Genomic DNA, 25,208 nt, shown 5'->3' with positions numbered 1-25,208 from the left:
ATCAGCCCTCGTCTTTCCGGCTGTCGGCCTTGTGCTCGGGGCGCATGGCCGGGAACAGGATGACGTCACGGATCGAGGGCGAGTTGGTCAGCAGCATGGCCAGCCGGTCGATGCCAATGCCTTCGCCGGCGGTGGGCGGCAGGCCGTATTCCAGCGCCATGATGTAATCTTCGTCGTAGAACATGGCCTCGTCGTCGCCGGCGTCCTTTTCGGCCACCTGGTCCTGGAAGCGTTCGGCCTGGTCTTCCGCATCGTTCAGCTCCGAGAAGCCGTTGGCAATCTCGCGCCCACCCACGAAGAATTCGAAGCGTTCGGTGACGAACGGGTTGCTGTCCTTGCAGCGGGCCAGGGGCGACACTTCTTTCGGATACTCAGTGATGAACGTAGGCTGGATCAGGCGATGCTCGGCGGTCGCCTCGAAAATCTCGATCTGAACCTTACCCAGGCCCCAGCCGTCCTTGAGGTGAATGCCCAGATCCTTGGCAACCTGGCGGGCACTGGCATTATCCGCCAGCTGCTCGGGCTTGATGTCCGGGTTATGACGCAGGATGGCGTCGACCACGGTCAGGCGTTCGAAGGTTTTGCCAAAATCGTACTCGACGGTTTCCTCGCTGCCATCAGCCAGGGTACGGGAGTTCACAACCGTAGTTGTGCCCAGCACCTTCTGGGTGATGGTGCGGAGCATGTCCTCGGTGAGGTCCATCAGATCATTGTAATCCGCGTAGGCCTGGTAGAACTCCACCATGGTGAACTCCGGATTATGGCGGGTGGAGAGCCCCTCATTACGGAAATTGCGGTTGATCTCAAACACCCGCTCAAAGCCACCCACCACCAGGCGCTTCAGGAACAGCTCTGGCGCGATACGCAGGTACATGTCGATACCCAGGGCGTTATGGTGGGTCACGAATGGGCGCGCGGTGGCACCACCGGGAATCACCTGAAGCATCGGGGTTTCCACTTCCATGAAGTCCCGGTCGGTGAAGTACTGGCGCATGGCACTGATGATCCTGGAGCGTGCGTAGAACACCCGGCGGCTGTCCTCGTTGACCATCAGGTCCACGTAGCGGTGACGGTAACGGGCTTCGGTGTCGGTCAGTCCCTTGTGCTTCTCTGGCAGCGGCCGCAGGGACTTGGTGAGCATCATGTACTCGTCCATGGTGACATACAGGTCGCCCTTGCCGGATTTGGACAGGGTTCCTCGCACGCCCACGATATCCCCGAGATCCCAGTGTTTGGTGTCTTTCTGGACATCCTTGGAGGCATAGATCTGGATGCGGCCGGTCATGTCCTGAACCACCTTGAATGCCTTGCGGTCGAGCATCATGCGGCCGGCAATGGCCACTTTGATGCCCAGGGACTCCAGCTCTTCCTTGGTTTTGTCACCGTATTTCGCCTGAAGCCCGGCGGCGGTGGCGTCACGACGGAAGTCGTTGGGGAAGGCACTGCCCTGATCGCGCATCTCTGACAGTTTGGCGCGACGCTCGGCAATCAGCTTGTTGTCCTCATGCTGTGCGGCATTCTGAGTTTGATCAGTCATTTTGGCTCACTAGGAATCGGGGTTGTCCGGGTTAGCGTGGCAAAGGCACTGGTTACAGCGCCATCTTCAGGCTGGCTTCGATGAACTTGTCAATGTCACCGTCCAGCACCGACTGGGTATTACTGGTTTCGACCTTGGTGCGCAGGTCCTTGATGCGGCTGTCATCCAGAACGTAGGAACGGATCTGGCTGCCCCAACCAATATCGGCCTTGGCGTCCTCGGCCTTCTGTTTCTCGGCGTTACGCTCCTGCATCTCGCGCTCAAACAGCTTCGCCTTCAGCTGCTTCATGGCCTGATCCTTGTTCTGGTGCTGGCTTCGGCCAGCCTGACAGGCCACAACAATGCCGGTGGGGTTATGGGTCAGACGTACCGCTGACTCGGTCCGGTTAACGTGCTGACCACCGGCGCCCGAGGCACGGTAGACATCCACCCGGAGATCCGCCGGGTTGATTTCAATTTCGAAGCTGTCGTCCACTTCCGGCGACACAAACACCGATGAGAAGGAGGTGTGGCGGCGGTTGCCGGAATCAAAAGGCGATTTACGAACCAGCCGGTGAACGCCGGTTTCCGTGCGCAACCAGCCGAACGCGTAGTCACCCTGAACGTGGATCGTGGCACTCTTGATGCCTGCCACATCGCCTTCCATCAGTTCGACGATCTCCGCCTTGAAGCCCCGACGCTCCGCCCAGCGCAGGTACATACGCAGGAGCATGTTGGCCCAGTCCTGGGCTTCGGTGCCGCCAGAGCCGGCCTGGATGTCCAGGTAGGCGTTGTTGGCGTCCATCTCGCCGGAGAACATGCGGCGAAATTCGAGCTTCTCGAGCTCCTTATCAAGACCGTCGAGGTCAGACTCGATCTCGGCGACCGTAGCTTCGTCCTCTTCTTCTGCAGCAATATCCAGCAGACCTTTCGCGTCTTCCAGGCCGGAGGTGAGGTTATCGATGGTCTTTACGATCAATTCAAGATCCGCACGCTCTTTTCCCAGAGCCTGAGCCCGGTCCGGGTCATCCCAGACACTGGGCTGCTCCAGCTCACGCTCAACTTCGATCAGTCGTTCACTGCGCTGATCGTAGTCAAAGATACCCCCTGAGCGCTTCAGTGCGCTCACGAAGCTCTTTAATCTTCGTAACAATCGGATTAATTTCCATGAAACCCTTACTCGCTCTTGAAAATGGAGAGTAAAACAGAGGCGGAATTCTACCGGAAATCGGTTTGTAAATCAGCCGTGGTTATCCTCGACCTGGTAGTAAGCAGGAGGCGGGGAAGTTGCTCCGGGAGACGCTGTGAATACGTCCCTGTACGCTTGACGAAAACATCCCTGTTTTCGACACTCCCGGAGCAACTCCCCCGCCTCCTGCCCAAGCTTGGTCAGTGGTATCGCTTTCCGGGAATCAGGAGAGCGGCTCGAGATAGTCCACCAGGAGCTGCAGATTGGTGCGGCCCCGAAAGGTATTGGCATCCGGTTTGTAAACCACCCGGGCCCCGGTGCGGGTATAGTCAGGCACTTCCGGACCGGTGTTGAAGGCAATGCCATCGATAATGCCGCCACCATCGACCGGCTGCAACACCAGTTTCAGATGGCTTTCCCCGACGATTCGCTGGCTCACCACCCGGAATTCGCCGTCGAACAGCGGCTCAGGGAAATGCTGACCCCAGGGGCCGGCGCGCTTGAGTAGCGCGGCGGTATCGAGAGAAAGTTCGCCCGGGCCCAGAGGCCCGTCAGTGGTGATCGCGGCTTCCAGATCCTCGGCCGAAAGGGTGTCGCGAACGGCGCGGTCGAAGGCTTCGGAGAAAGCGTCCAGGTCTGCTTTGGCGAGGGTCATGCCCGCAGCCATGGCGTGGCCACCAAACTTTTTCATGATCCCAGGGTGGCGGCAATCGACCACCGCCAGTACATCGCGGATGTGCAGCCCGGGGATGGAGCGGGCAGAGCCTTTGATGTCTTCGCCGTTGTCGTCCGGGGCAAAGGCGATGGTGGGTCGGTGGGTCTGCTCTCGAATGCGGGCAGCGAGAATGCCGATGACACCCTGATGCCAGTCGGGATCAAACAGGGCCAGCCCCCAGGGCAAACCTTCAAGGTCCAGTGACATGGAGGCGAGAAGATCCTGGGCCTGGACTTTCATCTCTTTTTCGATGGTCCGGCGTTCCCGGTTGAAGGTATCCAGCTCCCGGGCCAGACGGCGGGCCTCGTCCGGGCTGTCCGCCAGCAGGCAGGCGATGCCGATGCTCATGTCATCCAGACGACCAGCCGCGTTCAGGCGGGGGCCAACGACAAACCCGAGATCGGTTGAGCTGATGGCAGTATGGTCCCGGCCCGCGATTTCCAGCAAGGCCAGAATGCCAGGGCGGGCCTCGCCCTGACGTATCCGGCGCAGGCCCTGCTCTACGAAAATGCGGTTGTTGTGATCCAGGGGTACCACATCCGCAACCGTCCCCAGGGCCACCAGATCGAGCAGGCTTCCGAGGTTCGGCTCCGGGTTGGGCAGACGATTGGTTTCCCGGAGGTGTTTGCGCAACGCCGTAAGTACATAAAACATCACGCCAACGCCGGCGGCGTTCTTGCTCAGGAAGGGGCAGCCTGGCTGATTGGGATTGACGATGGCATCGGCGTCCGGAAGTTCTTCGCCCGCCAGGTGGTGATCGGTGACCACTACCTTCACACCCAGCTCCCTGGCAGCTTTCACGCCCTCAACGGCGGATATCCCGTTATCAACGGTGACCATCAGGTCCGGAAGCTCGCCTTCGTCGCGCAACCGTTCGATGATGCCCGGGGTCAGGCCGTAACCGTCAGCAAACCGGCTGGGAACGCGAAAATCAATACTCTGTAAGCCGAGCATCGAAAGGCCGAGCATAGCCACAGCGGTACTGGTCGCGCCGTCGGCGTCGAAATCCCCGAGCACCAGAACGTGCTGCTGCCGGTCAATGGCCTCGGCAAGAAGCTCGACGGCACGGTCTATGCCCCGAAGGGACATGGGCGAGGCCAGGTGTTTCAGGGTATAGCTCAGCTGCTCATCGGAGGTGACACCGCGGGCCGCGTACAGACGGCGAAGCAAGGGGGGCAGTTTTTGCCCCCAGCCGGTAAGCGATTCCGGCTGGGGGCGACGCAGGATCTTTTTGGGTGCCATACCAGGTCAGGTATTCTTCCAGTTCTTGGCAATGAACTCCTGAACGCCGGCGATGTTGTTATCCAGCACCGTGTAACGTTCTTCCCGCTCGAACAGGTCCGCCATGTGGGCCGGCAGTGGCGGCTGTACACTCAGGCCGGACTCGGCAACGGCATCCGGGAACTTGGCCGGATGGGCGGTTCCCAGGGTAATCATCGGCACTGCCGGGTCCCGGCGGCAGTTGCGGGCCGCGCGAACGCCGATGGCGGTGTGAGGATCCAGCAGATACTCGTTCTGCTGGTAGATCTCGCGGATGGTATCGCAGGTGGCCTTGTCGTCCACCGCGTCGCTGTCAAACAGCTTGCGGGCATGCTTCCAGCGGTAATCCTCAATGCTGACCGGCCCCTTCGCAGCATTTTCCAGCAGCGTTTTCACCGCCAGCCCATCCCGGCCATGGAGGTCGAACAGCAGGCGCTCGAAGTTGCTGGACACCATGATATCCATACTCGGAGACAGGGTGTGCTCAAGCTGATGCTGCTCGTATTTGTTGCCACTCATGAAGCGATGCAGGATATCGTTCCGGTTGGTGGCAATGACCAGTTGGGAAATCGGCAGTCCCATCTTCTTCGCCAGGTAGCCGGCAAAGATATCACCGAAATTGCCGGTGGGTACCGAGAAGGCCATGCTGCGATCCGGACCGCCCAGTGCCAGCGAGGCATGAAAGTAATACACGATCTGGGCCATGATTCGTGCCCAGTTTATGGAATTCACCGCCGCAAGCTGGGTCTTTCCGCCCAGGAAGGACTGATTGCTAAAGCTCTCTTTCACCATCCGCTGGCAGTCATCGAAATTGCCGCGCACCGCAATGTTGTGGATGTTGTCGCCCTGCACCGTGGTCATCTGGCGGCGCTGCACTTCCGACACCCGCTGGTAAGGATGCAGGATGAAGATATCCACGTGTTCACAACGACGGCAGCCCTCGATGGCCGCCGAGCCGGTATCACCTGAGGTAGCCCCCATGATGACCACGTGCTGCTGGCGCTTCTCCAGGACATAATCCAGCAAACGACCCAGTAACTGCAGGGCGAAATCCTTGAACGCCAGAGTCGGGCCACGGAACAGCTCCATCACCCACTCATTGGTGTCCAGCTGCACCAGCGGTGCAACGGCCGGGTGCGCGAACACGGCGTAGGTTTCATTCAACATCTTGCGGAAATCGTCCGCCGGAACGGCGTCGTCCACAAACGGATGCATGACATTGAAGGCGAGTTCACTGTAGGAAAGCCCGCGCCAGCTCCGGATCTCCTCCAGGCTGAAATGCGGCAGCGATTCCGGAACATAAAGGCCACCGTCGGTGGCCAGCCCGGTCAGCAAAACGTCCTCAAAGCCCAGTGCGGGCGCTTCACCCCGCGTACTGATGTATCTCACGTGCGTACCTGTCAGTTAAAGTTTTCAGCGCGGATCCGGACAACCTGACCATCGGTATCAGACAGGGCTTCCAGCTCGTCGATCGCACGGTTGATCTGCCGTTCCTGAACCGTGTGGGTCAGGATAATCACCGGAATACGGCCGTCTTTCAGCTCGGATTCCTTCTGCATGATCGATTCGATGTTGATGCCGTGCTCACTCAGGATAGAGGCAATCTTCGCCAGCACGCCCGGGCGGTCCAGAGCGGTAATGCGCAGGTAATAGGCGGACTGGATATCCTCCATGGAAAGGACATCCAGGTCCTCCATGGCGTCCGGTGAGAAACCAAGGTAAGGCACACGCTGGCTGCTTTCAGTGGCCACGGCACGTGCGACATCCACGATATCGGCAATAACCGCGGACGCTGTTGCTTCATCCCCGGCTCCCGGGCCGTAGTACATGGTCTGGCCAACGGCATCGCCATCCACCAGCACCGCGTTCAGGACGCCGTCTACCTGGGCAATCAGGTGGCTCTGGGGAACCAGAGTGGGATGAACCCGCAGTTCAATGCCATTGTCCCGGCGGCGGGCAATACCCAGATGCTTGATGCGATAGCCCAGCAGTTCGGCATGGGCAATATCGTACGGAGTGATTTTCGAAATCCCTTCGGTATAGCCTTTTTCAAACTGCAGAGGTACACCAAAGCCGGCCGAGGCGAGAATGGTCAGCTTATGGGCTGCATCAATGCCTTCCACGTCAAAGGTCGGATCTGCCTCTGCATAACCCAGGTCCTGGGCTTCCTTGAGCACTTCTGTAAACTCGCGACCTGCACGCATTTCGGTGAGGATGTAATTGCCGGTGCCATTGATAATGCCGGCAATCCAGTCGATACGGTTTGCCGCCATGCCTTCACGCACCGCCTTGATCACCGGAATACCACCGGCTACACCGGCCTCGTAGGCAACCACAACACCGGCCTTCTCGGCGGCCTCGAAGATTTCGTTGCCGTGAACGGCGATCAGGGCCTTGTTGGCCGTCACAACATGCTTGCCATTGCGGATAGCCGCCAGCACGAGTTCACGGGCCGCGTCGTAACCGCCGATGAGCTCCACCACGATATCCACACCTGGATCGTTCACCACGTCGTAAATGTCGGTGCTGAAGGGTACGTCTCCGAGGTCCATGTCCTCGCGAGCCCGGCGACTGGCAATCCGGGTAATCCGGATGTTGCAGCCAGCCCGGCCGGCAATGAGCCTGGCATTCCGGGTCAAGACATTAAAGGTACCGCCGCCGACGGTTCCCAGTCCGCAGATTCCGACACTGACGTCTTTCAAACTCTCACCTCTGATCCCGAAGGGGTGCTGATGAATTGCAATAAGGAGGCATAGTATACCGATTCAGGCCTCACTGAATAAGCCCTGAACCGGAACCAACTCAAATACTGAAAATTTCGGGAAGCCCTGACGACCGAAACTGCAATCAGAGCAGTCCAAGCCCCTCTGCCAGACGCTTCGCCGGGACATAACCACGGACCATATTGCCGTCTTCCAGGACAATGGCGGGCGTGCCGGTTACGCCAATCTGACCACCAAGCCGGTACTGCTCCTGAACCGGGTTTTCACAGCTGGCCTCATCAATGTGCTTGCCTGCCTTGGCTGATGTCATAGCCGCCTGCTGATCCTCGGCACACCAGACCGACTCGTATTTCCTGAAAGAAGCTGTGTTCGGGCCTGAGCGGGGAAACGCGTAGTAATTCACCGTAATGCCATACTCATTGAGCTGTGGCACCTCATCGTGAAGCTTCCGGCAATAGGGGCAATCGATATCGGTAAAGACGCTCACCACGGCTTTTTCATTTTTTGCCGGAAAACGGATTGCACCATCATCGCCAAACCCGGCCATCGCTGCCTTGCGGGCCTCGGCGCGGGCAACTTCGGTGACATTTGCAATGCCCTGGTCGGTAATCTTAAGAAGGTCACCGGTCATCAGGTACTGGCCATCTTCGGTGGTATAGATGGTATCGCCGTTGTTGCTCTGAACCTCATAGAGGCCTTCCGCCTCGGATTTTCGCACCGACATTACCTTCAGCCCCGGCACCGCCTTGGTCAGGCGCCCGGCAATCCGGTCCTCAACTTCGCCGGCACTGACGCTGGCCACTCCCGACAAGCCGGCAACGACACCGAGCACCACGATAAGACTTTTAATATTCATTCTGGCAAACAACCCTTTTTCAGTCATCGGTTAAACAACCCGGGCAGTATTGGCACAGGCCGGGGATCAATTCAATGCGACATCCCCGTGCGGGGAAAGTTCACCTCGAGCCCTGTCACTCCCCGGCCACCGAGCCACTCAGCCACGGGGGTGATGGGCCTGGTGCAGCGAATGAAGACGCTGCCGGGCCACATGGGTGTAGATCTGGGTCGTGGACAGATCCGAGTGACCGAGAAGCATCTGGACAACACGCAAGTCCGCGCCATGATTGAGGAGATGCGTGGCAAACGCATGCCTGAGCGTATGGGGGGACAGGTGTTTCCGGATACCCACTCGCACGGCGTAGTGCTTGATACGGTGCCAGAAAGTCTGACGCGTCATGGCGGCTGCCCGGTTACCGGGGAATAGCGCATCACAGGACCGTCCCCTCAAGAGCTCCGGACGCGCTTGTTTCATATACCGGAGCAACCAGTCCACTGCCTCTTCGCCCAGGGGGACGAGGCGCTCCTTGTCACCCTTGCCGGTAATCCGGACCACGCCCTGGCGCAGATTCACCTGATCAACCCTCAGCTCCGTCAGCTCCGATACCCGCAGACCGCACCCGTAGAGGATCTCCAGCATGGCCTTGTCCCGGAGTTCGATGGCAACACCGGGGTCCGGCTCTGAAAGCAGCGCATCCACTTCCTCTTCTGTCAGGGAATCCGGAAGGCGTCGCGGCAGACTCGGACTGTCTATACGCAGGGTCGGGTCCTCGGCGATCAGACTTTCCCGCAACAAAAACCGGTAAAACCGCCGGAGCCCCGAAAGGCGCCTTGCAGCCGTGGAGCTCTTTATCCCTTCTGCAAGCCCACGGGACATCCAGGCCAGAAGGTCGGCTCTGCGCACCTCCGTCAGTATCGGACGACCCGGCCGGCGCTCCAGCCATTCGGACAACCGTGACAGGTCACTTCGGTATGCCTGCCTTGTCTTCTCACCAAGCCCATCCTCAAGCCAGATCGCATCGACAAACCGACCGATCACTGATTCGTCTTCTGATCTCACGCCCAAGCCCTCAAACTGTGACTAACCCACAGCAAGCCTACCGGGCCACCAGACACAAAAAAGGCAGCCATGGGCTGCCTTTTTTGTGTCTGGCGCTCAGCAATACGCTGATCAGCCCAGCTTTTCCTTGATACGAGCTGCCTTGCCAGACAGGTCCCGCAGGTAATAAAGCTTGGCCTGGCGTACGTCACCGCGACGCTTCACGCTAAGGCTGTCAATCAGCTTAGAGAAGGTCTGGAAGGTACGCTCAACACCAACGCCGTAAGAAATCTTACGCACGGTGAACGAAGAGTTCATGCCACGGTTACGCTTACCGATGACAACACCCTCGAACGCCTGCAGACGCTCACGGTTACCCTCGGTTACGCGAACCTGAACGACCACGGTGTCGCCCGGCGCAAACGCGGGGATTTCCTTGGTCATCTGTTCTGCTTCAAGTTGACTGATGATGTTGTTCTTGCCGCTCATCGTAATGCTCCTGATACCCAATCTGTTAATGCCCTGATCATTCAGAGGCACCCGGTTCGTTCAAAATCTCTTCCAGCAACTGACGCTCTTCGTCCGTAAACACCCGCTTTTCAAGCAGGTCGGGGCGTCGCTGCCGGGTTCGCCTCAGCGACTGCTTGAGTCGCCAACGCCGGATCTGATCATGGTGACCGCCCAATAAAACATCCGGCACCGCCTGACCTTCGTAAACCTCGGGCCGGGTGTAGTGCGGACAATCCAGCAAACCGTCGGCGAAAGAATCCTGCTCTGCCGACTGCGCATGACCCAGCGCTCCGGGGATGAGGCGTGTAACCGCATCAATAACAGCCATTGCTGCCAGCTCGCCACCGGAAAGAACAAAATCACCCAGTGACACTTCCCGATCGACCTCCGTCGCTATCAGGCGCTCATCAACACCCTCGTACCGGCCTGCCACGAGAATCAGCGGCTTTTCTGCTGCAAGCGACTCGACAACGGACTGATTCAACGTCTCGCCCTGGGGCGACAGATAAACCACGCAAGCCTTGCCAGGCGCCGCTTCCCGGGCCGCGTGAATGGCATCCCTGAGGGGCTGAATTTTCATCAGCATACCCGGACCACCACCATAGGGCCGGTCATCCACTGTGCGGTGCCGGTCATGGGTATAGTCACGGGGATTCCAGCTCCGGAAAGTCAGAAGACCGTCCCGGACTGCCCTACCCGTGATCCCGTAATCCGTTACCGCACCGAACATATCCGGGAACAGACTGACTGCGCCAATCCACACCCGTCAGAACTCCGGGTCCCAGTCGACAACCATACGCTGCGAAGCCAGATCAACCTTCCGGACCACCTGGTCCGGAAGGTAAGGAATCAGGCGCTCACGCTGATCGATGGAGCCCGCAGTTGCCTGCACCACCAGAACATCGTTAGACCCGGTTTCTATCAGATGGTGCACTTTACCAAGGCACTCATCCTCAACCGTGAAGACCTCAAGACCTTCCAGCTGAAACCAGTAGTACTCCCCGTCGGGGAGCTCCGGCAACTCTGCCCTGGAAACCCTGACCTCAGCGCCACAGTAAGTGCGCGCCAACTCACGATCATCAATTCCTTTCAGCCTGACAACAATGGCCTGCCCTTGGCGGCGACCTTCTTCAAGCCTGGCCGGAATACGTTTACCGTCCAGATCCAGAGTCCAGTCCGGATAGTTCAGTATTCCTTCTTTGGGGTCAGTGTAGGAGAAGACTTTCAGCCACCCCTTGACCCCAAACACCGACGTAATCCGGCCGATCACAGTCTCCTGCACATTCTGTGTCATGCCACCAACCCCGGTGTCAATACTGGGTTACTCAGCGGCCGCCTTCAGCAGCTGGGCAACGCGATCACTGGCCTGCGCACCCTGGCCAAGCCAGAAGTTGACACGGTCACGATCTACGCGCAGACGCTCTTCCTGGCCACGGGCAACCGGGTTGAAGAAGCCAACACGTTCAATAAAACGACCGTCGCGTGATTTGCGGCTGTCGGTGACTGTCAGATGGTAGAACGGGCGCTTCTTGGAGCCGCCACGAGCCAAACGGATTGTTACCATTTAACCAATATCCTGTTCTGTTGTACGAACTTTGTACGATTCACGCCGACTGAACAACAGCTGGCGCGAAGACCCATACTCGAAAGGGGCGCTATTCTATGCTAAATACACGCCAAAGAAAACAGGCAAACCGGTTGTTTCCCGGTTTTCCATGTAAGGCTTTTTACATACGGCCAAATGGAGGCGCGCCACCACCTCCGCCGCCCGGCGGCATCATGCCACCCAGGCCGCGCATCATATTCGCCATACCACCCTTTTTGCCAAACTTTTTCATCATTTTCTGCATTTGCTTGTGCTGCTTCAGCAGACGATTCACATCCTGGATCTGTGTACCAGACCCGGTGGCAATCCGGCGCTTGCGGGAGTTATTGATGACATCCGGGTAGCGGCGCTCCTTCGGAGTCATCGAGCAAATAATCGCTTCCATCTGCCCCATGGACTTGTCGTTTACCTGCTGCTGGGCCATCTGGGCCATCTGTCCCATACCCGGAAGCTTGTCGAGCAAACCACCAATGCCACCCATATTCTTCATTTGCTGCAACTGGTCGCGGAAGTCTTCAAGATCAAAGCTCTTGCCCTTCTTGATCTTCCTGGTGAGCTTCTGGGCCTTTTTCTGGTCCAGCTTGCGCTCCGCTTCCTCTATAAGGGAGAGCACATCGCCCATACCCAGAATCCGGGAGGCCACCCGGTCCGGGTAAAACGGCTCCAGCGCATCGGACTTCTCGCCCACACCCAGGAATTTGATCGGTTTGCCCGTGATGTGACGGACGGACAGAGCCGCCCCCCCCCTGGCGTCGCCATCGGTTTTGGTCAGCACCACGCCTGTCAGCGGCAAAGCGTCGTTGAATGCCTTGGCGGTGTTGGCCGCATCCTGACCGGTCATGGCGTCAACCACAAACAGGGTTTCTACCGGATTGACGGCTTTGTGCAGCCTGCCGATCTCACCCATCATCTGCTCATCGACATGGAGGCGACCGGCGGTATCAAGAATCACCACATCAATATGCTTCTTCCGTGCGGCAGCAATCGCACCTTCAGCAATATCCACGGGATCCTGGTCAGCGGTGCTCGGAAAAAACTCGACGCCGACCTCGCCCGCCAGGGTTTCCAGTTGCCGGATCGCTGCCGGACGGTAAACGTCGGCACTGACAACCATCACGGATTTCTTCTGGCGTTCCTTGAGGAAGCGGGAAAGCTTGGCAACAGTGGTCGTCTTACCAGCACCCTGCAGGCCGGCCATCATAATCACGGCCGGCGGCTGAACATTCAGGTTGAGGGATTCGTTACCCTCACCCATCACCCGTTCAAGCTCCTGCTGAACGACCTTTACAAATACCTGGCCCGGCGTAAGGCTGCGCTGCACCTCCTGTCCGATAGCACGCGCGCGGACACCTTCGACAAAATCCTTCACTACCGGAAGGGCAACGTCGGCCTCCAGCAGTGCCATCCGCACCTCTCTGAGGGTGTCCTTAATATTGTCATCGGTGAGGCGCGCCTGGCCGGAAATCTTGCGCAGACTGCCGGAAAGTCGGTCTTGGAGGTTCTCAAACATGTTGCTCTTCCGTACCCCGGATAAATTGAGTGCATGAACCACAGAGCCAGCGTCGGCTCCTTGATTCCAGTTGCATAATCGCGACATTATAACCAGACTATCGCCCTGAAACGACCAGCCCGGTCAAATCGGCTGAAACCAATGCCGATCCCCAGTCAGAACAGTGGTTAATAAGGAAGTCATGGGAACGCTGATTCTCGCGGTCACCTCTCTTTTTCTGTACAGCGTAGGTACTGCGCTGCAAGCCCTGCATTTCAGGGGCCGGGTTCAAAGCAACCTCGCCATTACCACTCTGATTGGCGTACTCGCCCTGACCAGTCACGGCCTTCTGATAGCCCAGACCGTTCACCATGACGACGGCTTCGACTTCAGCTTTTTCAAAAGCTCGGTGCTGATTTCCTGGCTTATCGTCTTCCTTTTGCTTGGGCTGAACCTGAAAAAGCCGGTTCAAAGCCTGTTTCTGGGCGTGTACCCGCTGGCCGGACTCACGATTATCCTGGCGCTGATCACCCATGGACCGTCCATACTGGTGTCAGACCAGAGCTATGGCATGCTGTCCCATATCGCATTGTCAGTGACAGCCTACAGCCTCTTTACACTGGCGGCTATCCAGGCTGTGCTCCTCTATTTCCAGAATCGCCAACTGAAGCACAACTATAACAGCCTGCTGGTACGCAACCTGCCACCGCTGCAAACCATGGAGTCGCTGCTGTTCGAGATGGTCTGGGCCGGCGTGGTAATGCTTATTCTGGCGATTGTGACCGGCGCGCTCTTCATAGAGGACCTCTTCGCCCAGAATCTCGCCCACAAAACCCTGTTCTCGATACTTTCCCTGCTGGTCTTCGTGGCGCTTCTGATCGGGCGCTACACCAAAGGCTGGCGCGGCATCACGGCAAGCCGGTGGACACTGGCGGGCTCCGCGCTGCTGATGCTGGCATTCTATGGCAGCAAGTTTGTGCTGGAACTCATTTTCCAGAGAGGCGGTTGAGGCCTGATGCGCCCGGCAATCTCTTGACACAGAGCTCCCCCACACCCTATTTTCGCTACTTGTCGGTAATATAAGGACACCTCTTTTGAACGAAACATCGCTTACCGCGCTGTTTATTCTCCTTGTCGGACTGATCCTGCTCTCCGGATTCTTTTCCAGCTCAGAAACGGGGATGATGTCCCTCAACCGGTATCGCCTCAAACATATGGCCAAGACCGGCCATAAAGGCGCCAAACGTGCCCAGGGCTTGCTGCAACGCACGGACCAGCTGATCGGCGTGATCCTCATTGGCAACAATTTCGTCAATATCTTTGCATCTTCGATTGCCACGGTTATTGCGATACGCGTCTGGGGCGACGCCGGCATTGCGATAGCCACGATCCTGCTCACCATCGTGATCCTGATTTTTGCAGAAGTGACCCCCAAAACCCTGGCCGCGCTGTTTCCGGAGAAAATCGCGTTTCCCGCCAGCTACATACTCGGGCCGCTATTAAAGATCCTCTACCCCATTGTCTGGGCCGTTAACCTGTTTACCGGTGGCATATTGAAACTGCTTGGAGTTTCTGCGGCAGATGCTGCCAATGACCATCTCAGCCGGGAGGAACTCAGGACCCTCGTCAATGAGGCCGGTGCGCTGATTCCCGCCAAGCACAAAGACATGCTGGTCAGCATTCTTGATCTGGAAAAAGTGACAGTGAACGACATCATGGTGCCCCGCAATGAAGTGGTTGGCGTCGACCTGGAGGACGACACCGACACAATCCTGCGCCAGTTACGCAGCAGTCAGCATACCCGGCTGCCGGTATTCAAGGGTGACATCAATAACATTCAGGGAATACTCCACCTCCGGAGTGTCTCCAAGCTGCTCCAGCAGGAAGAAATCAACAAGGCGATGATCATGCAATTGTGCCAGGAGCCCTATTTCATTCCGGAAAGCACACCTCTGAACACCCAACTGATCAACTTCCAGAAAGGCCGGCGCCGGTTTGGCGTGGTGGTCGACGAGTATGGTGACGTCCTTGGCCTTGCAACGCTAGAGGACATACTGGAAGAGATTGTCGGCGACTTTACAACGGACTACGCAGCAACCAGCCCCGATATCATTCCCCAGGACGATGGCACGTTTATCATTGACGGCGCATCTGCAGTGCGCACCATCAACAAGACCCTGGGCTGGAAGCTGCCCACGGACGGACCAAAAACCCTCAACGGCCTGATTACCGAAACCCTGGAAAACATTCCGGACACCAACGTCTGCCTGAAAGTGGACGGGCACCGGGTGGAAGTGCTGCAGATTAAGGACAACGTCGTGAAAGCGGCTATTGTGCACCCTAAAAAACGCAAAAAGCGCTCGCTTTCGCTGACCTGAACCGACCAAACTTTCTCCTTTCCCCTCTCTCCTTTCCCCTCTCTCCTTTCCCCCTTTTTTCCCCTCTCCCCTTTCCCCGCCGCTATAGACTCTTCAGTTATAGCCGCGATCCTTCTTGAAAGATCAAAATTTAATCGCCAGCTTGACCATTATCAATCCCGCACCAAGACTGAAGGTGCGTGCGACAATAAAACAACCACAAGGAATTCGTCCATGAGCCTGGCTCACAGTTTTGGCCTGTTTACCCATCCGGACCAGGAATGGGAAGCGATACGCAAAGAATCCGAGTCTGTTACAAGACTCTATGCCGGCCATATTTTGTTACTGGCCCTGATCCCCGCCGTAGCAGGTTTTTATGGAACCACCCAGGTTGGCTGGCAAATTGGCGACGGCCAGATAACCAGACTCTCCACCGCCAGCGCGCTACAGTTATCGGTGCTGTTCTATGTCGCCATGCTCGCGGGCATATTTGTGCTGGGCAAGTTCATCGATTTTTTTGCCGCCACCTACGATGCGGTTGAGCGGATACCGAGGGGCGTCGCTCTGGCAGCCTACACGGCGACGCCGATTTTCCTGATCGGCGTCATCGCTGCGTATCCCAACATCTGGGTCAATATGCTGGCCGGGCTCGTAGCTGCTGGCTATGCAGTCTATCTGCTCTACAAAGGACTCCCCATACTGATGAAAATCCCGGAAGAGCGAGGCTTCATGTTTGCATCCGCCGTGCTCACAGTCGGACTGGTGATGTTTGTCGCCCTGCTGGCCATCAGCGTGGTCATCTGGAGTATGGGTATAGGTCCTGTTTATGTGAACTGACCCCAATATCCCTGGTAAGTCAGTAACATGCATGAGGGTGTCCTGAAGGGCACCCTATGTTTTTTGAATTCGGTCCCACGTTAGTGTTTAGTCATGTTAACTTTAGCGAAAATGCGGTAGATTTAGCCAATAACGAGAAGACAAGGATCTTGAGCTCGGTCATGTATCCGGTTGAGGCGTAAACAGGAGTCTGCCATGAACAAGCAGTCCGGCATACATTACCTCCGTGAGCATCGGGAAGCAGGGAGTGGCAAACCAGTTCCCGTGGAGGTCACCCGCATCCGGGACACTGTTGTCGCCGGGCTGGGTGATTTGCTGCAGGGTGCTTTCGACGCCGTCGACGATTCACTGTTCGAACTGGCCAATAACGCACGCAGCAATAATGAGCAGAACCGGTATTTCGAGGCTATGCGTGAAATCCGCATCAAGCGGAAGGGGGTGGAGCGACACTTCCAGAACATGGTCGCCCAGTATTTCGAGAACCCGCCCCATACCGGCCCCCTCCAGGAAGAAAACCTGAGCAAGCAGGCCAGTGCCGACACCCTGTCTCTGGTCGGAAATGACGACCTGGAAGAGCAGGTTGCGCTCAACGCTATGATTACCAAAGCGAAAGCCCATTTTCAGGGCCCGCTGCTCCAACTCCAGACCCGCTTCAGTCAGGTTTATCCGGAAGCCAACGACGAATCACCGGTTAACCCGATGGCGCCAGAACATCTTTGCAGCGCCTTTACCGAGGCGATACAGGCACTGGAAATCCAGATCCGGGAACGCCTGATTCTGCTCAAGCAATTTGACCGCTACGTTGTCTCCAACCTCGGGATGCTGCTGGACGAAGCCAACCGCATTCTGATTCAGGCCGGCGTCATCCCGAATTTCCGTTATCACGGCAAAGCGGGACAGCAACATGGTGCTTCAAAGGCACAAGGCGCCAGCAAGGAGGCATCCGAGGCGGCAGACTCCGCAACTCACACAATGGCCGGAGAGTCTGGTAACAGCAGCGCTGTTTTCGACCAGATCAGGGAGATGCTGGCACATCAAAGGGCCAATGCCGGGATTCCGCCCCGATCATCCGACCCCAACGTTCGCGTAGTCGGCGATTCGGAGCTGGCCAGTTTACTGAATTCGCTGCCTCTTGCAGGTGTCAGGCACGACCAGGGCGACCTGAGTAACGGGGAACCCATCAGTATCGATCTGAGACAGTTGATGCAACAGCTGCTTGCCAAGGCAGATGCGGGGGATGGCCGAAAACCGGCACTGAACGAGGTCGACGAAGATCTCATCAATCTGGTGTCCATGTTGTTCGAGTTTATTCTTGATGATTACAACCTGTCTGCTCCGGTCCAGGTTTTGATCAGCCGCCTTCAGATTCCGATACTGAAAGTGGTCATTCGGGACAAGAGCTTCTTCAGCCAGGCCACACACCCGGCCAGACGTTTGCTGAACTCCCTCGCCCGGGCAGGCATCGGGTGGAGCAGCAGCGACGAGAAAACCAAGGATAAGCTGTACGGCCAGATCCACAACATCGTTCAGAGGATTCTCAACGAATTTGATGGCGATATAGCGCTGTTCGAGACACTGAACCAGGAGTTTGAGCAATTCCTGGAACGGGAGAACCGCAAAGCCTCACTGGTTGAGCAGCGGACCCGGGAATCGGAAAGGGGCCGAATCAAATCCCAGACAGCACAGCAAACCGTCGATAACTTACTGAAAGAAAAAGTGTCACGCTACAAACTGCCAGAATCGATCCACGACATTCTGATGAATGGCTGGAGCCGGGTAATGTTTCTCGCCTACCTTCGGGACGACGTTGAGCATCGCTGGAATGCGACGGTGAAGGTGGTCGATGACCTGATCTGGTGCCTGCACCCACATCAGGAAGATGACGAGAGGGACCAATGGGTTCGGGTCGTGCCAGGCCTGTTAAAAGCTCTGAGATCAGGCCTGGAGGAGGTTTCCTACAATTCGTCCAGGCTGGACGAAATGATGAGCCACCTGAAACATGAACTGGCCGAAGCGTTCCGGACCAATGCGGCCATAGAGGCACGGCAGGACTCCCCGCAAGAGATTGAAGAAGAGGAAATCGCTACCGTTCACCAGACCGCGGTCGAGAGACAGCAGGAACTGGAAGAAGCTGCAGTTTCCGAGTACGTCGCCCAGATTGACAGTATTGAAATCGGTAACTGGGTTGAGTTTCGCCTGGTCAATGGCGCCAATTTCCGCTGCAAGCTTTCCGCCATTATCGAGGAAGCCGACTGCTTTGTCTTTGTGAACCGGATGGGGCTGAAGGTCATCGAGAAAACGCGGATCCAGCTGGCCCATGAAATGCGCCGTGGCCGCCTGACCCTGCTGGAACAGGGCGCGTTGATCGACCGGGCTCTGGACGCTGTTGTCGGCACCTTACGGAGTAAAACGGCCTGACATTAATGGTCGAAGAAGGCAGTGCCCGTACCCTTCCGGCAAGATACCGGATCGCCCTTGCACTATCCCTGGCGCTACTGATTCATACCCTGTTGCTCTCTGGTATTCCTTCGCCGGTCAGAGAGCAACAGGAAGCCCATCGCGAAAGCCTGAAATTTGAACTGATTCCTCCGGGTACTGATGAGACTTCCCGACCCGGCCCGCAATCCGATGCAACCAGCCGGCCAATACCTCCCATTCCACGTTTTACGGCGGAGCCTGTCGAACCGATAATAACCCGGCAAAAGCCCGCCCCTTCGGATGCCCCCAGACAGAGTGCCTCCGAGCCGCCTGCACTAAAGCCCGAAACACCGGAGAATACCCGCAAATCAACAGCCAGTAACAGCGCCCGCGCCGGGGAGATTGCGCAGCCAGAAGTGCAAGCCACCGAGGCAACGGTAACCCGCATTACCAAATCCCCGGTCGAGCAGGATCCATACGTGGTAATCCTGGCGACACATCTGGCGCGCGAGCTTGAACAAGCCAGGGTTCCGGCAATGAGGGAACTGTCCCGGACTGTGGCAATGGAAGTGGAGTTACAACTGCTTGGTAATGGTGCCCTGACCCGGGCAAGAGTACTGAAATCGACGGGAATTGAGGGTATCGATGAGGCCGCCTACCGGGCTGCCCTGGCGGCAAGCCCCTACCCCAGGCCACCCGAGGGGGAAAACAGCCAGAATCGTTTCGAGGTTGAACTGGTGTTCACCCCGAAACGGCTCTGACTCAAGACCGCTGTCAGGCTTCTGCCTGCTTCGCAGCCTCTTTGACCATCTTGGCCAATTCACCGCTCTCGGACATTTCGAGAATGATGTCACAACCGCCAACGAGCTCGCCATTGATGTAGAGCTGTGGATAGGTCGGCCAGTTGGAGTATACCTTGAGGGCCTCACGGAGCTCCTGATTGTCCAGGATATTCACGAAGGCAAAACGCTCGCCACAGGCCATCAGAGCCTGCACGGTTTTAGCGGAAAAACCACACTGGGGCGCCTGGGGGCTGCCCTTCATGTATAGGATGACCGGGTTTTCGTCGAGCTGGCTCTTGATGGTTTCATTGATATCCATGAACATTCACCTCTGTTGGAACAGTCTTGCCACACGGCAATTTGATTGCCGCTATTGTACACGGGTGCGCAACCGCTCACCAAACACCGTGATATGACCTCAGACAAGGCCATGGGTTCCCGCCCGGTTGCAGCGTTGTCATAGCTGCCCTGAAGGGCTAGACTTGATGCCCCGTTTTTTCAGGCAACGTTCAGGCAATCCCGCCCGCCGCGGGATTCGTTGAGATAAGGGCCATTTCATGGCGGCAAGACATTTTCTGACACTGAATGACATGACAACCAGTGAACTGGAAAACCTGGTTGATCATGCCACTGCACTGCGCAATGAATGGCGGCAGGGCAAGGTTCGCGACTCCCTTAAAAATCGTGTGCTTGCAATGATCTTCGAGAAGTCATCAACGCGGACCCGGGTTTCCTTTGAAGCCGGCATGGCCCAGCTCGGTGGCTCCGCGATGTTCCTGTCGCCACGGGACACCCAGCTAGGCCGGGGCGAACCCATTGAAGACTCTGCCATCGTTATTTCGAGCATGGTGGATGCGGTGATGATACGCACCTTTGCCCATGGCACGGTCGAGCGTTTTGCCGCTGCTTCCCGGGTTCCGGTTATCAATGCCCTGACGGATGAGTTCCACCCCTGCCAGCTGCTGGCCGATATGCAGACCTATCGGGAACACCGTGGCAGCATTCGCGGCGCCACCGTGGCCTGGATCGGCGATGGCAACAACATGTGCCACTCCTACATCAACGCGGCGGCCCGGTTTGATTTCCACCTGAATGTTGCCTGCCCCGAAGGCTACGAGCCCGCCGAATCCCTGATCAGGGCACACAGCGATCGCGTAACCCTGTTTCGCGAACCGGCAGAAGCAGCGCGCAATGCCAACCTGTTGGTAACGGATGTCTGGGCATCCATGGGTCAGGAAGACGAACAGAAAGCCCGCGAGAAGGCGTTCAGTGGCTACCAGATCAATCCGGAGCTCCTGGCCGTGGCGAATAAAGACGCCTTGTTCATGCACTGCCTGCCGGCACACCGGGGCGAAGAGATTTCCGCAGACATGATGGAACATCCCGCTTCGGTCGTGTGGGACGAGGCTGAAAACCGCCTGCACGCCCAGAAAGCCCTGCTTGAGTTTCTCATTCTGAACCACCTGGACTGACCCCATGAGCACGACCGCGCAATCTCCTGCAGACTGGCTGCTTGAGGTCAACAACCTGTCTTGTGGCTACGGCGGGGATTCCGTGGTCAAGGATGTCAGCTTCGCCTTGAGCCACGGCGACATCGGCTGCCTTCTGGGCCCCAGCGGCTGCGGTAAAAGTACCATCCTGCGGGCCCTGGCCGGCTTCCTGCCATTGACCGGTGGTGAAATCTGCCTCCAGTCTCAGGCCATAAGCCTGCCCGGTCGCACCCTGCCGCCCGAGAAACGTCGGATCGGCATGGTGTTTCAGGACTACGCCCTGTTTCCGCACCTGACAATCGCCGATAACGTTGGCTTTGGCCTGCGCAATCTGGGCAAGGCGGAAAAGCGGCAGAAGGTCATGGAGCTGCTCAATGTCGTTCACCTCCAGGACCTGGCCGATAGCTACCCCCATGAACTTTCCGGCGGCCAGCAGCAACGGGTTGCCCTGGCCCGGGCGCTGGCACCCGAGCCGACCCTGATCCTGCTGGACGAGCCGTTTTCCAATCTGGATGCGGACTTGCGCCGGCGCCTGAGCCTGGATGTTCGCGAAATTCTCAAAACCCTGGGGATCAGTGCCATCCTGGTGACCCACGATCAACAGGAAGCCTTCGCCATGTGCGATCAGGTGGCGGTACTGCGGGACGGCATGATCCAGCAGTGGGACGTGCCGTACAATCTCTATCATGAGCCGGCAAACCGCTTTGTGGCCAGCTTCGTCGGCCAGGGCGGATTCATCCCCGGCAAGGCCCTGGGGCCAGATACCATTGAATCGGAACTGGGCACCATTCACGGCAACCGGGCCTACAGGTGGTCCTCGGGAACCCTTGTAGACGTACTGATCCGACCGGATGACATTGTCCACGATCCGGACTCGGATCTTCGACCGAAGGTTATCGAGAAAACCTTCGCAGGCACCTCAACGCTTTACCGCTTCCGCTGTTCCGAAGACACTGAGTTCGAGGCCCTGTTCCGAAGCCATCTGGACTTTCATCTGGGCGAGCATGTGCCGGTGCGCGTGGAGGCGGATCACCTGATCGCTTTTGAGCGCACCGGCTGAACCGCGTTCAGTTGTTACAGACCCGTTCCACGGCATCAATCCAGCCGGCATAGAGGGATTCACGCAGGGCTGGCCGCATGCCGGGGTGGAACTGGCGCTCACAGGCCCAAAGCCCGGATATCTGCTCGAGACTCTCGAACACACCTGTCTGCAGGCCGGCGAGGTAGGCGGCCCCGAGCGCCGTTGTTTCCGTAACCCTTGGCCGGTCAACGGTGACATTCAGGATATCCGCCAGGAACTGCATCACCCAGTCATTCACCACCATGCCGCCATCCACCCGCAGGGACTCAAGCCGGGCACCATCATTCTGGATAGCGCGCACCAGGTCTTTGGTCTGGTAACACACCGATTGCAGGCCCGCCGTGACTATCTCGCCAATCCCCGTGTCCCGGGTCAGCCCCATGATCGCCCCGCGGGCATGAGGATCCCAGTGCGGCGCACCCAGACCAGTAAACGCCGGGACAAGATACACCGGATTATCGACACCCACCGCCTCCGCGTGGGCCGAGGACTCATTGGCGTGGGCAATCAGCTTCAGCCCGTCCCTCAGCCATTGCATGGCCGCACCGGCGACGAAAATGCTGCCCTCCACGGCGTAGCAGGGCTTCCCATTGAGGCGATAGGCCATGGTCGTTAGCAAACGGTTCTCGGAACGAACGGCCTGGTCCCCGGTATTGAGCATCAGAAAGCATCCGGTGCCGTAGGTACTCTTGGCCATGCCCGGCTTGAAACAGGCCTGCCCCACCAGAGCGGCGTGTTGATCGCCGGCAATGCCTGCAATCATGACCGGGCTTCCCAGCCAATGTGATTCCGAAGTGCCATAATCCGCGGCACTGTCCAGCACGTCCGGTAACAGGGCGCGGGGCACACGGAACAGGGCCAGAAGTTCGTCGTCCCAGCCCTGCTCGTGAATATTGAAAAGCGCTGTGCGCGAGGCATTGGTGGCATCGGTGCAATGTGACTTGCCGCCAGTCAGATTCCAGAGCAACCAGCTGTCCACCGTGCCGAATGCCAGCTCACCGGATTCTGCCCGCTCACGGGCACCTTCCACACTGTCCAGTATCCAGGCGATCTTCGTTGCCGAGAAATAGGGATCGATAAGCAGCCCCGTCCTCTCGGTGACGCTGTCTTCGTGGCCGTCAGACTTGAGCTTGGTACACCAGGAGGCAGTGCGACGATCCTGCCAGACAATGGCATGGTGTATGGGCTTGCTGGTGGCCCGCTCCCAGATCACCGTGGTCTCACGCTGATTGGTGATGCCAATGCCTGCCAGGTCGCCGGCCTCAATGCCGGCCTTCCCCAGGGCACCGCGGCACACTGCCAGAGTACTGTCCCAGATTTCCAGGGCATCATGCTCAACCCAGCCGTCCTTTGGGAAATACTGGTGGAACTCCTGTTGAGCAGTAGCAACGCTGTTGCCCGTCTGGTCGAAAACGATCGCGCGGGAGCTGGTGGTGCCCTGATCAATGGCGAGCAGATAACGGGTCATGGACGGCCTCCTGTTGTTTTTTCCGATTCTAACAGCAGAGGCTCCGGGAAAGAGTGAACAATCCGGAATTTGGCGGACAACAAAAAAAGGGCCGGAAAACCAGCCCTCAAATGACGAATGAAACAAGGAAGTTCGTAAGAACTACAACCTCAAAAGTCATCCCTTACGTTTTCAATTATTGACGCCGAAGCAGGAAACTTCAGTAGCGCTTGTGTAGCAGCTTTGTTACATCAGGTGAGTCAGTGAGGGCTGGTTCACACAATCGAATCCAGTGCTTTCTTTCTGGGCCAGACCAGGCTGAACTTCGCGCCGCCGAGGGTGTCGCTTCTGCTGACGAAAGCCTGGCCGCCATGCCAATACAGAATCCGCCGGACGATGGACAAACCGAGACCGTAGCCGCCGGAAGTACGGGTGCGGCTGTCGTCCAGCCGGGCAAAGGCCGTAAACACTTTTTCCCAGTCCTCCTCCGGAATTCCGGGGCCATCATCCTCCACGTCAATCCGGCAGTTATCCTCGTCAAAATGACAGTTTACGACGACCTTGCCAGCCGCATAGCGACCAGCGTTACCAACCAGATTCTGAATAGCCCGGTGCAGGTAACGAGGCTCGACATCCGACAGTGCCCAGCGTTCGGACATCTCATCAATATTGTCTTGAATACTCAGCTCCGATCGCACCAGTTGCTGCTCCGCAACCACCTGGCGGACGATGTCGGTTACCGAGGTTTCCTGAAGGGAGAAAACCGGGCCGCCCTGCTCCAGCCTGGCGTAGGTGAGAATCTCGTCGATCAGTTCGTCCAGTTCCTGTATATCGCCGTCAATACCGTCCAGCTGTTTCTGGAGCGAGGCCTGATCCTGACAATCCTCGATCATCTGTACACCAAACCGGATCCGGGCCACCGGGGTGCGCAATTCGTGGGACACCGCGTGAATCATTTCCCGCTGCACCTGCACCAGCCGCTGGATATGTTCGGCCATGCCGTTAAAGGAAGCTGCCAACCGGGAAACCAGGGTCCCTTCGCCCGCCTGAACCCTTGCCCCCATTTCGCCGCGGGCTATGCGAACAGCCACCGACTCGACGGTTCTGAGATTGTTATCCACTTCCCGGAGCGCCAGGAACAGGGCCACCGCAAGCACGCCACCCAGCACCATAACCAGCAGGAGAACAACGGGCCAGGACCAGGCGCTGAAGGGAGCCGGCATATCAATCCGGAACAGCTCACCGTCCGAGAGTTGAATAATGACTCTGCCAGAGCCATCAGAGCCCTCTGTGTAGACGGCCAGGCCACGGTCGGCAACCTGGCCCAGAACATCCGAACCCGGCAGCAGGGCTGAGTCATCCAAAGGACGAACCTCGACATTGAGGGCCCGTGCCATTTGGGCAGCAACATCGGGACGATTCTCGGGCGGCGCTGAGCCAAGATGCCAGCGGAAGATCAGCCCGGTGGTTTCAGCCACATCGTGGTAAGGGTTGGTCAGGCGCAGTTGCAAAACCTGTCCGGACAGACCCGCGATGAGTACCCGGTACCCGGCACCACTCTCAATTCCGACCACCTGGCCGTAACCCAGCCTCTCGAGGGCCACCTGGGAAAGGACAAATTCGGAGGCGGCACCCACACGGAAATCAACCGTCGATCTCAGCCAATGATATTGCTGCGCCGGCGCAGGCGCGGCTGCCAGCCACCGTATCACAGGTTCAGGAAAGCGCTCATGCCAGAACTGGGAGCGGACCGAATTGATACCGGCAAACAGAAGAGCACACAAAAGAACAACCAGCGCAGTGAGGCCGGCAAGGCGGGCATAGAGCTTGAGGAAGAACTTCAGGGGCATGATACCAACCCTGGCATGGAACACCGGTGTGCAGGCCGTTTGCACGCCGGTTCCAGCGACTG

At 57.8% G+C, this 25,208-nt stretch carries 22 protein-coding genes; 7 read left to right on the top strand and 15 right to left on the bottom strand.

Features of this window, described 5'->3' with window-relative positions; genetic code table 11:
* Position 1: 1 nt before the first annotated feature.
* From lysS to ffh, 12 genes are all read right to left on the bottom strand, one after another.
* Positions 2 to 1,537, bottom strand: coding sequence for a lysine--tRNA ligase (gene lysS / locus AC13C0_RS15780; protein WP_117619791.1), 1,536 nt, complete (start codon positions 1,535 to 1,537; stop codon positions 2 to 4).
* A gap of 52 nt (positions 1,538 to 1,589) precedes the next feature.
* A protein-coding gene (gene prfB / locus AC13C0_RS15775; RefSeq protein WP_117619790.1) for a peptide chain release factor 2 occupies positions 1,590 to 2,685 on the bottom strand; the annotation gives its coding sequence in 2 pieces (ribosomal slippage) (positions 1,590 to 2,612 and positions 2,614 to 2,685; 1,095 coding nt in all).
* 243 nt (positions 2,686 to 2,928) lie between these two features.
* Complete coding sequence (gene recJ / locus AC13C0_RS15770) at positions 2,929 to 4,662, bottom strand: single-stranded-DNA-specific exonuclease RecJ (RefSeq protein ID WP_341581425.1); 1,734 nt, start codon at positions 4,660 to 4,662, stop codon at positions 2,929 to 2,931.
* A gap of 6 nt (positions 4,663 to 4,668) precedes the next feature.
* On the bottom strand, positions 4,669 to 6,069 hold the full coding sequence (gene thrC, locus AC13C0_RS15765; protein WP_117619788.1) for a threonine synthase: 1,401 nt from the start codon (positions 6,067 to 6,069) through the stop codon (positions 4,669 to 4,671).
* Between the two features lie 11 nt (positions 6,070 to 6,080).
* Positions 6,081 to 7,382, bottom strand: a complete 1,302-nt coding sequence (locus AC13C0_RS15760) for a homoserine dehydrogenase (protein ID WP_117619787.1) — start codon at positions 7,380 to 7,382, stop codon at positions 6,081 to 6,083.
* Positions 7,383 to 7,527: 145 nt separating this feature from the next.
* Positions 7,528 to 8,259, bottom strand: coding sequence for a DsbC family protein (locus AC13C0_RS15755; RefSeq protein ID WP_117620452.1), 732 nt, complete (start codon positions 8,257 to 8,259; stop codon positions 7,528 to 7,530).
* 138 nt (positions 8,260 to 8,397) lie between these two features.
* Complete coding sequence (gene xerD / locus AC13C0_RS15750; RefSeq protein WP_117620451.1) at positions 8,398 to 9,300, bottom strand: site-specific tyrosine recombinase XerD; 903 nt, start codon at positions 9,298 to 9,300, stop codon at positions 8,398 to 8,400.
* Positions 9,301 to 9,411: 111 nt separating this feature from the next.
* Positions 9,412 to 9,768, bottom strand: a complete 357-nt coding sequence (rplS, locus tag AC13C0_RS15745; RefSeq protein ID WP_099619311.1) for a 50S ribosomal protein L19 — start codon at positions 9,766 to 9,768, stop codon at positions 9,412 to 9,414.
* A gap of 37 nt (positions 9,769 to 9,805) precedes the next feature.
* Positions 9,806 to 10,552, bottom strand: a complete 747-nt coding sequence (gene trmD / locus AC13C0_RS15740; RefSeq protein WP_117619786.1) for a tRNA (guanosine(37)-N1)-methyltransferase TrmD — start codon at positions 10,550 to 10,552, stop codon at positions 9,806 to 9,808.
* Positions 10,553 to 10,555: 3 nt separating this feature from the next.
* On the bottom strand, positions 10,556 to 11,083 hold the full coding sequence (gene rimM / locus AC13C0_RS15735) for a ribosome maturation factor RimM (RefSeq protein ID WP_117619785.1): 528 nt from the start codon (positions 11,081 to 11,083) through the stop codon (positions 10,556 to 10,558).
* Positions 11,084 to 11,110: 27 nt separating this feature from the next.
* The gene (gene rpsP / locus AC13C0_RS15730; protein WP_117619784.1) at positions 11,111 to 11,353 is read right to left on the bottom strand and encodes a 30S ribosomal protein S16; all 243 of its coding nucleotides are present in this window, start codon (positions 11,351 to 11,353) and stop codon (positions 11,111 to 11,113) included.
* Between the two features lie 163 nt (positions 11,354 to 11,516).
* Positions 11,517 to 12,905 (bottom strand): signal recognition particle protein, encoded by a 1,389-nt coding sequence (gene ffh, locus AC13C0_RS15725; RefSeq protein WP_117619783.1) that lies wholly within the window; start codon positions 12,903 to 12,905, stop codon positions 11,517 to 11,519.
* 181 nt (positions 12,906 to 13,086) lie between these two features.
* Between ffh and AC13C0_RS15720 the strand changes: the two genes are divergently transcribed.
* The 5 genes from AC13C0_RS15720 to AC13C0_RS15700 all read left to right on the top strand — a co-directional run bounded on the left by AC13C0_RS15720 (position 13,087) and on the right by AC13C0_RS15700 (position 19,257).
* Positions 13,087 to 13,893, top strand: a complete 807-nt coding sequence (locus AC13C0_RS15720; RefSeq protein ID WP_117619782.1) for a cytochrome C assembly family protein — start codon at positions 13,087 to 13,089, stop codon at positions 13,891 to 13,893.
* 85 nt (positions 13,894 to 13,978) lie between these two features.
* Positions 13,979 to 15,262, top strand: coding sequence for an HlyC/CorC family transporter (locus AC13C0_RS15715; RefSeq protein ID WP_117619781.1), 1,284 nt, complete (start codon positions 13,979 to 13,981; stop codon positions 15,260 to 15,262).
* A 213-nt stretch (positions 15,263 to 15,475) separates the two neighbouring features.
* Positions 15,476 to 16,078 (top strand): Yip1 family protein, encoded by a 603-nt coding sequence (locus AC13C0_RS15710; RefSeq protein ID WP_117619780.1) that lies wholly within the window; start codon positions 15,476 to 15,478, stop codon positions 16,076 to 16,078.
* A gap of 195 nt (positions 16,079 to 16,273) precedes the next feature.
* Positions 16,274 to 18,496 (top strand): DUF1631 domain-containing protein, encoded by a 2,223-nt coding sequence (locus AC13C0_RS15705; RefSeq protein WP_341581424.1) that lies wholly within the window; start codon positions 16,274 to 16,276, stop codon positions 18,494 to 18,496.
* Between the two features lie 5 nt (positions 18,497 to 18,501).
* A complete protein-coding gene (locus tag AC13C0_RS15700) occupies positions 18,502 to 19,257 on the top strand; it encodes a TonB family protein (RefSeq protein ID WP_117619778.1) in 756 nt (251 codons plus the stop codon).
* A 13-nt stretch (positions 19,258 to 19,270) separates the two neighbouring features.
* Here AC13C0_RS15700 and grxD read toward each other — a convergent pair whose 3' ends face one another.
* Positions 19,271 to 19,597, bottom strand: a complete 327-nt coding sequence (gene grxD, locus AC13C0_RS15695) for a Grx4 family monothiol glutaredoxin (protein ID WP_117620450.1) — start codon at positions 19,595 to 19,597, stop codon at positions 19,271 to 19,273.
* 238 nt (positions 19,598 to 19,835) lie between these two features.
* On the opposite strand from grxD, the gene argF reads away from it, so the two are divergent.
* Complete coding sequence (gene argF, locus AC13C0_RS15690; RefSeq protein WP_117619777.1) at positions 19,836 to 20,750, top strand: ornithine carbamoyltransferase; 915 nt, start codon at positions 19,836 to 19,838, stop codon at positions 20,748 to 20,750.
* 4 nt (positions 20,751 to 20,754) lie between these two features.
* The gene (locus AC13C0_RS15685) at positions 20,755 to 21,828 is read left to right on the top strand and encodes an ABC transporter ATP-binding protein (RefSeq protein WP_482954666.1); all 1,074 of its coding nucleotides are present in this window, start codon (positions 20,755 to 20,757) and stop codon (positions 21,826 to 21,828) included.
* Between the two features lie 7 nt (positions 21,829 to 21,835).
* On the opposite strand, the gene glpK is transcribed toward AC13C0_RS15685, so the two are convergent.
* Positions 21,836 to 23,317, bottom strand: coding sequence for a glycerol kinase GlpK (gene glpK / locus AC13C0_RS15680; protein ID WP_482954665.1), 1,482 nt, complete (start codon positions 23,315 to 23,317; stop codon positions 21,836 to 21,838).
* A gap of 254 nt (positions 23,318 to 23,571) precedes the next feature.
* A complete protein-coding gene (locus AC13C0_RS15675; protein ID WP_227539342.1) occupies positions 23,572 to 25,191 on the bottom strand; it encodes an ATP-binding protein in 1,620 nt (539 codons plus the stop codon).
* Between the last annotated feature and the right edge of the window lie 17 nt (positions 25,192 to 25,208).

This window comes from Marinobacter sp. B-21 (assembly GCF_056857895.1).
The sequence above is the reverse complement of the archived record's forward strand: the minus strand, read 5'-3'. Positions and strand labels throughout refer to the sequence as shown.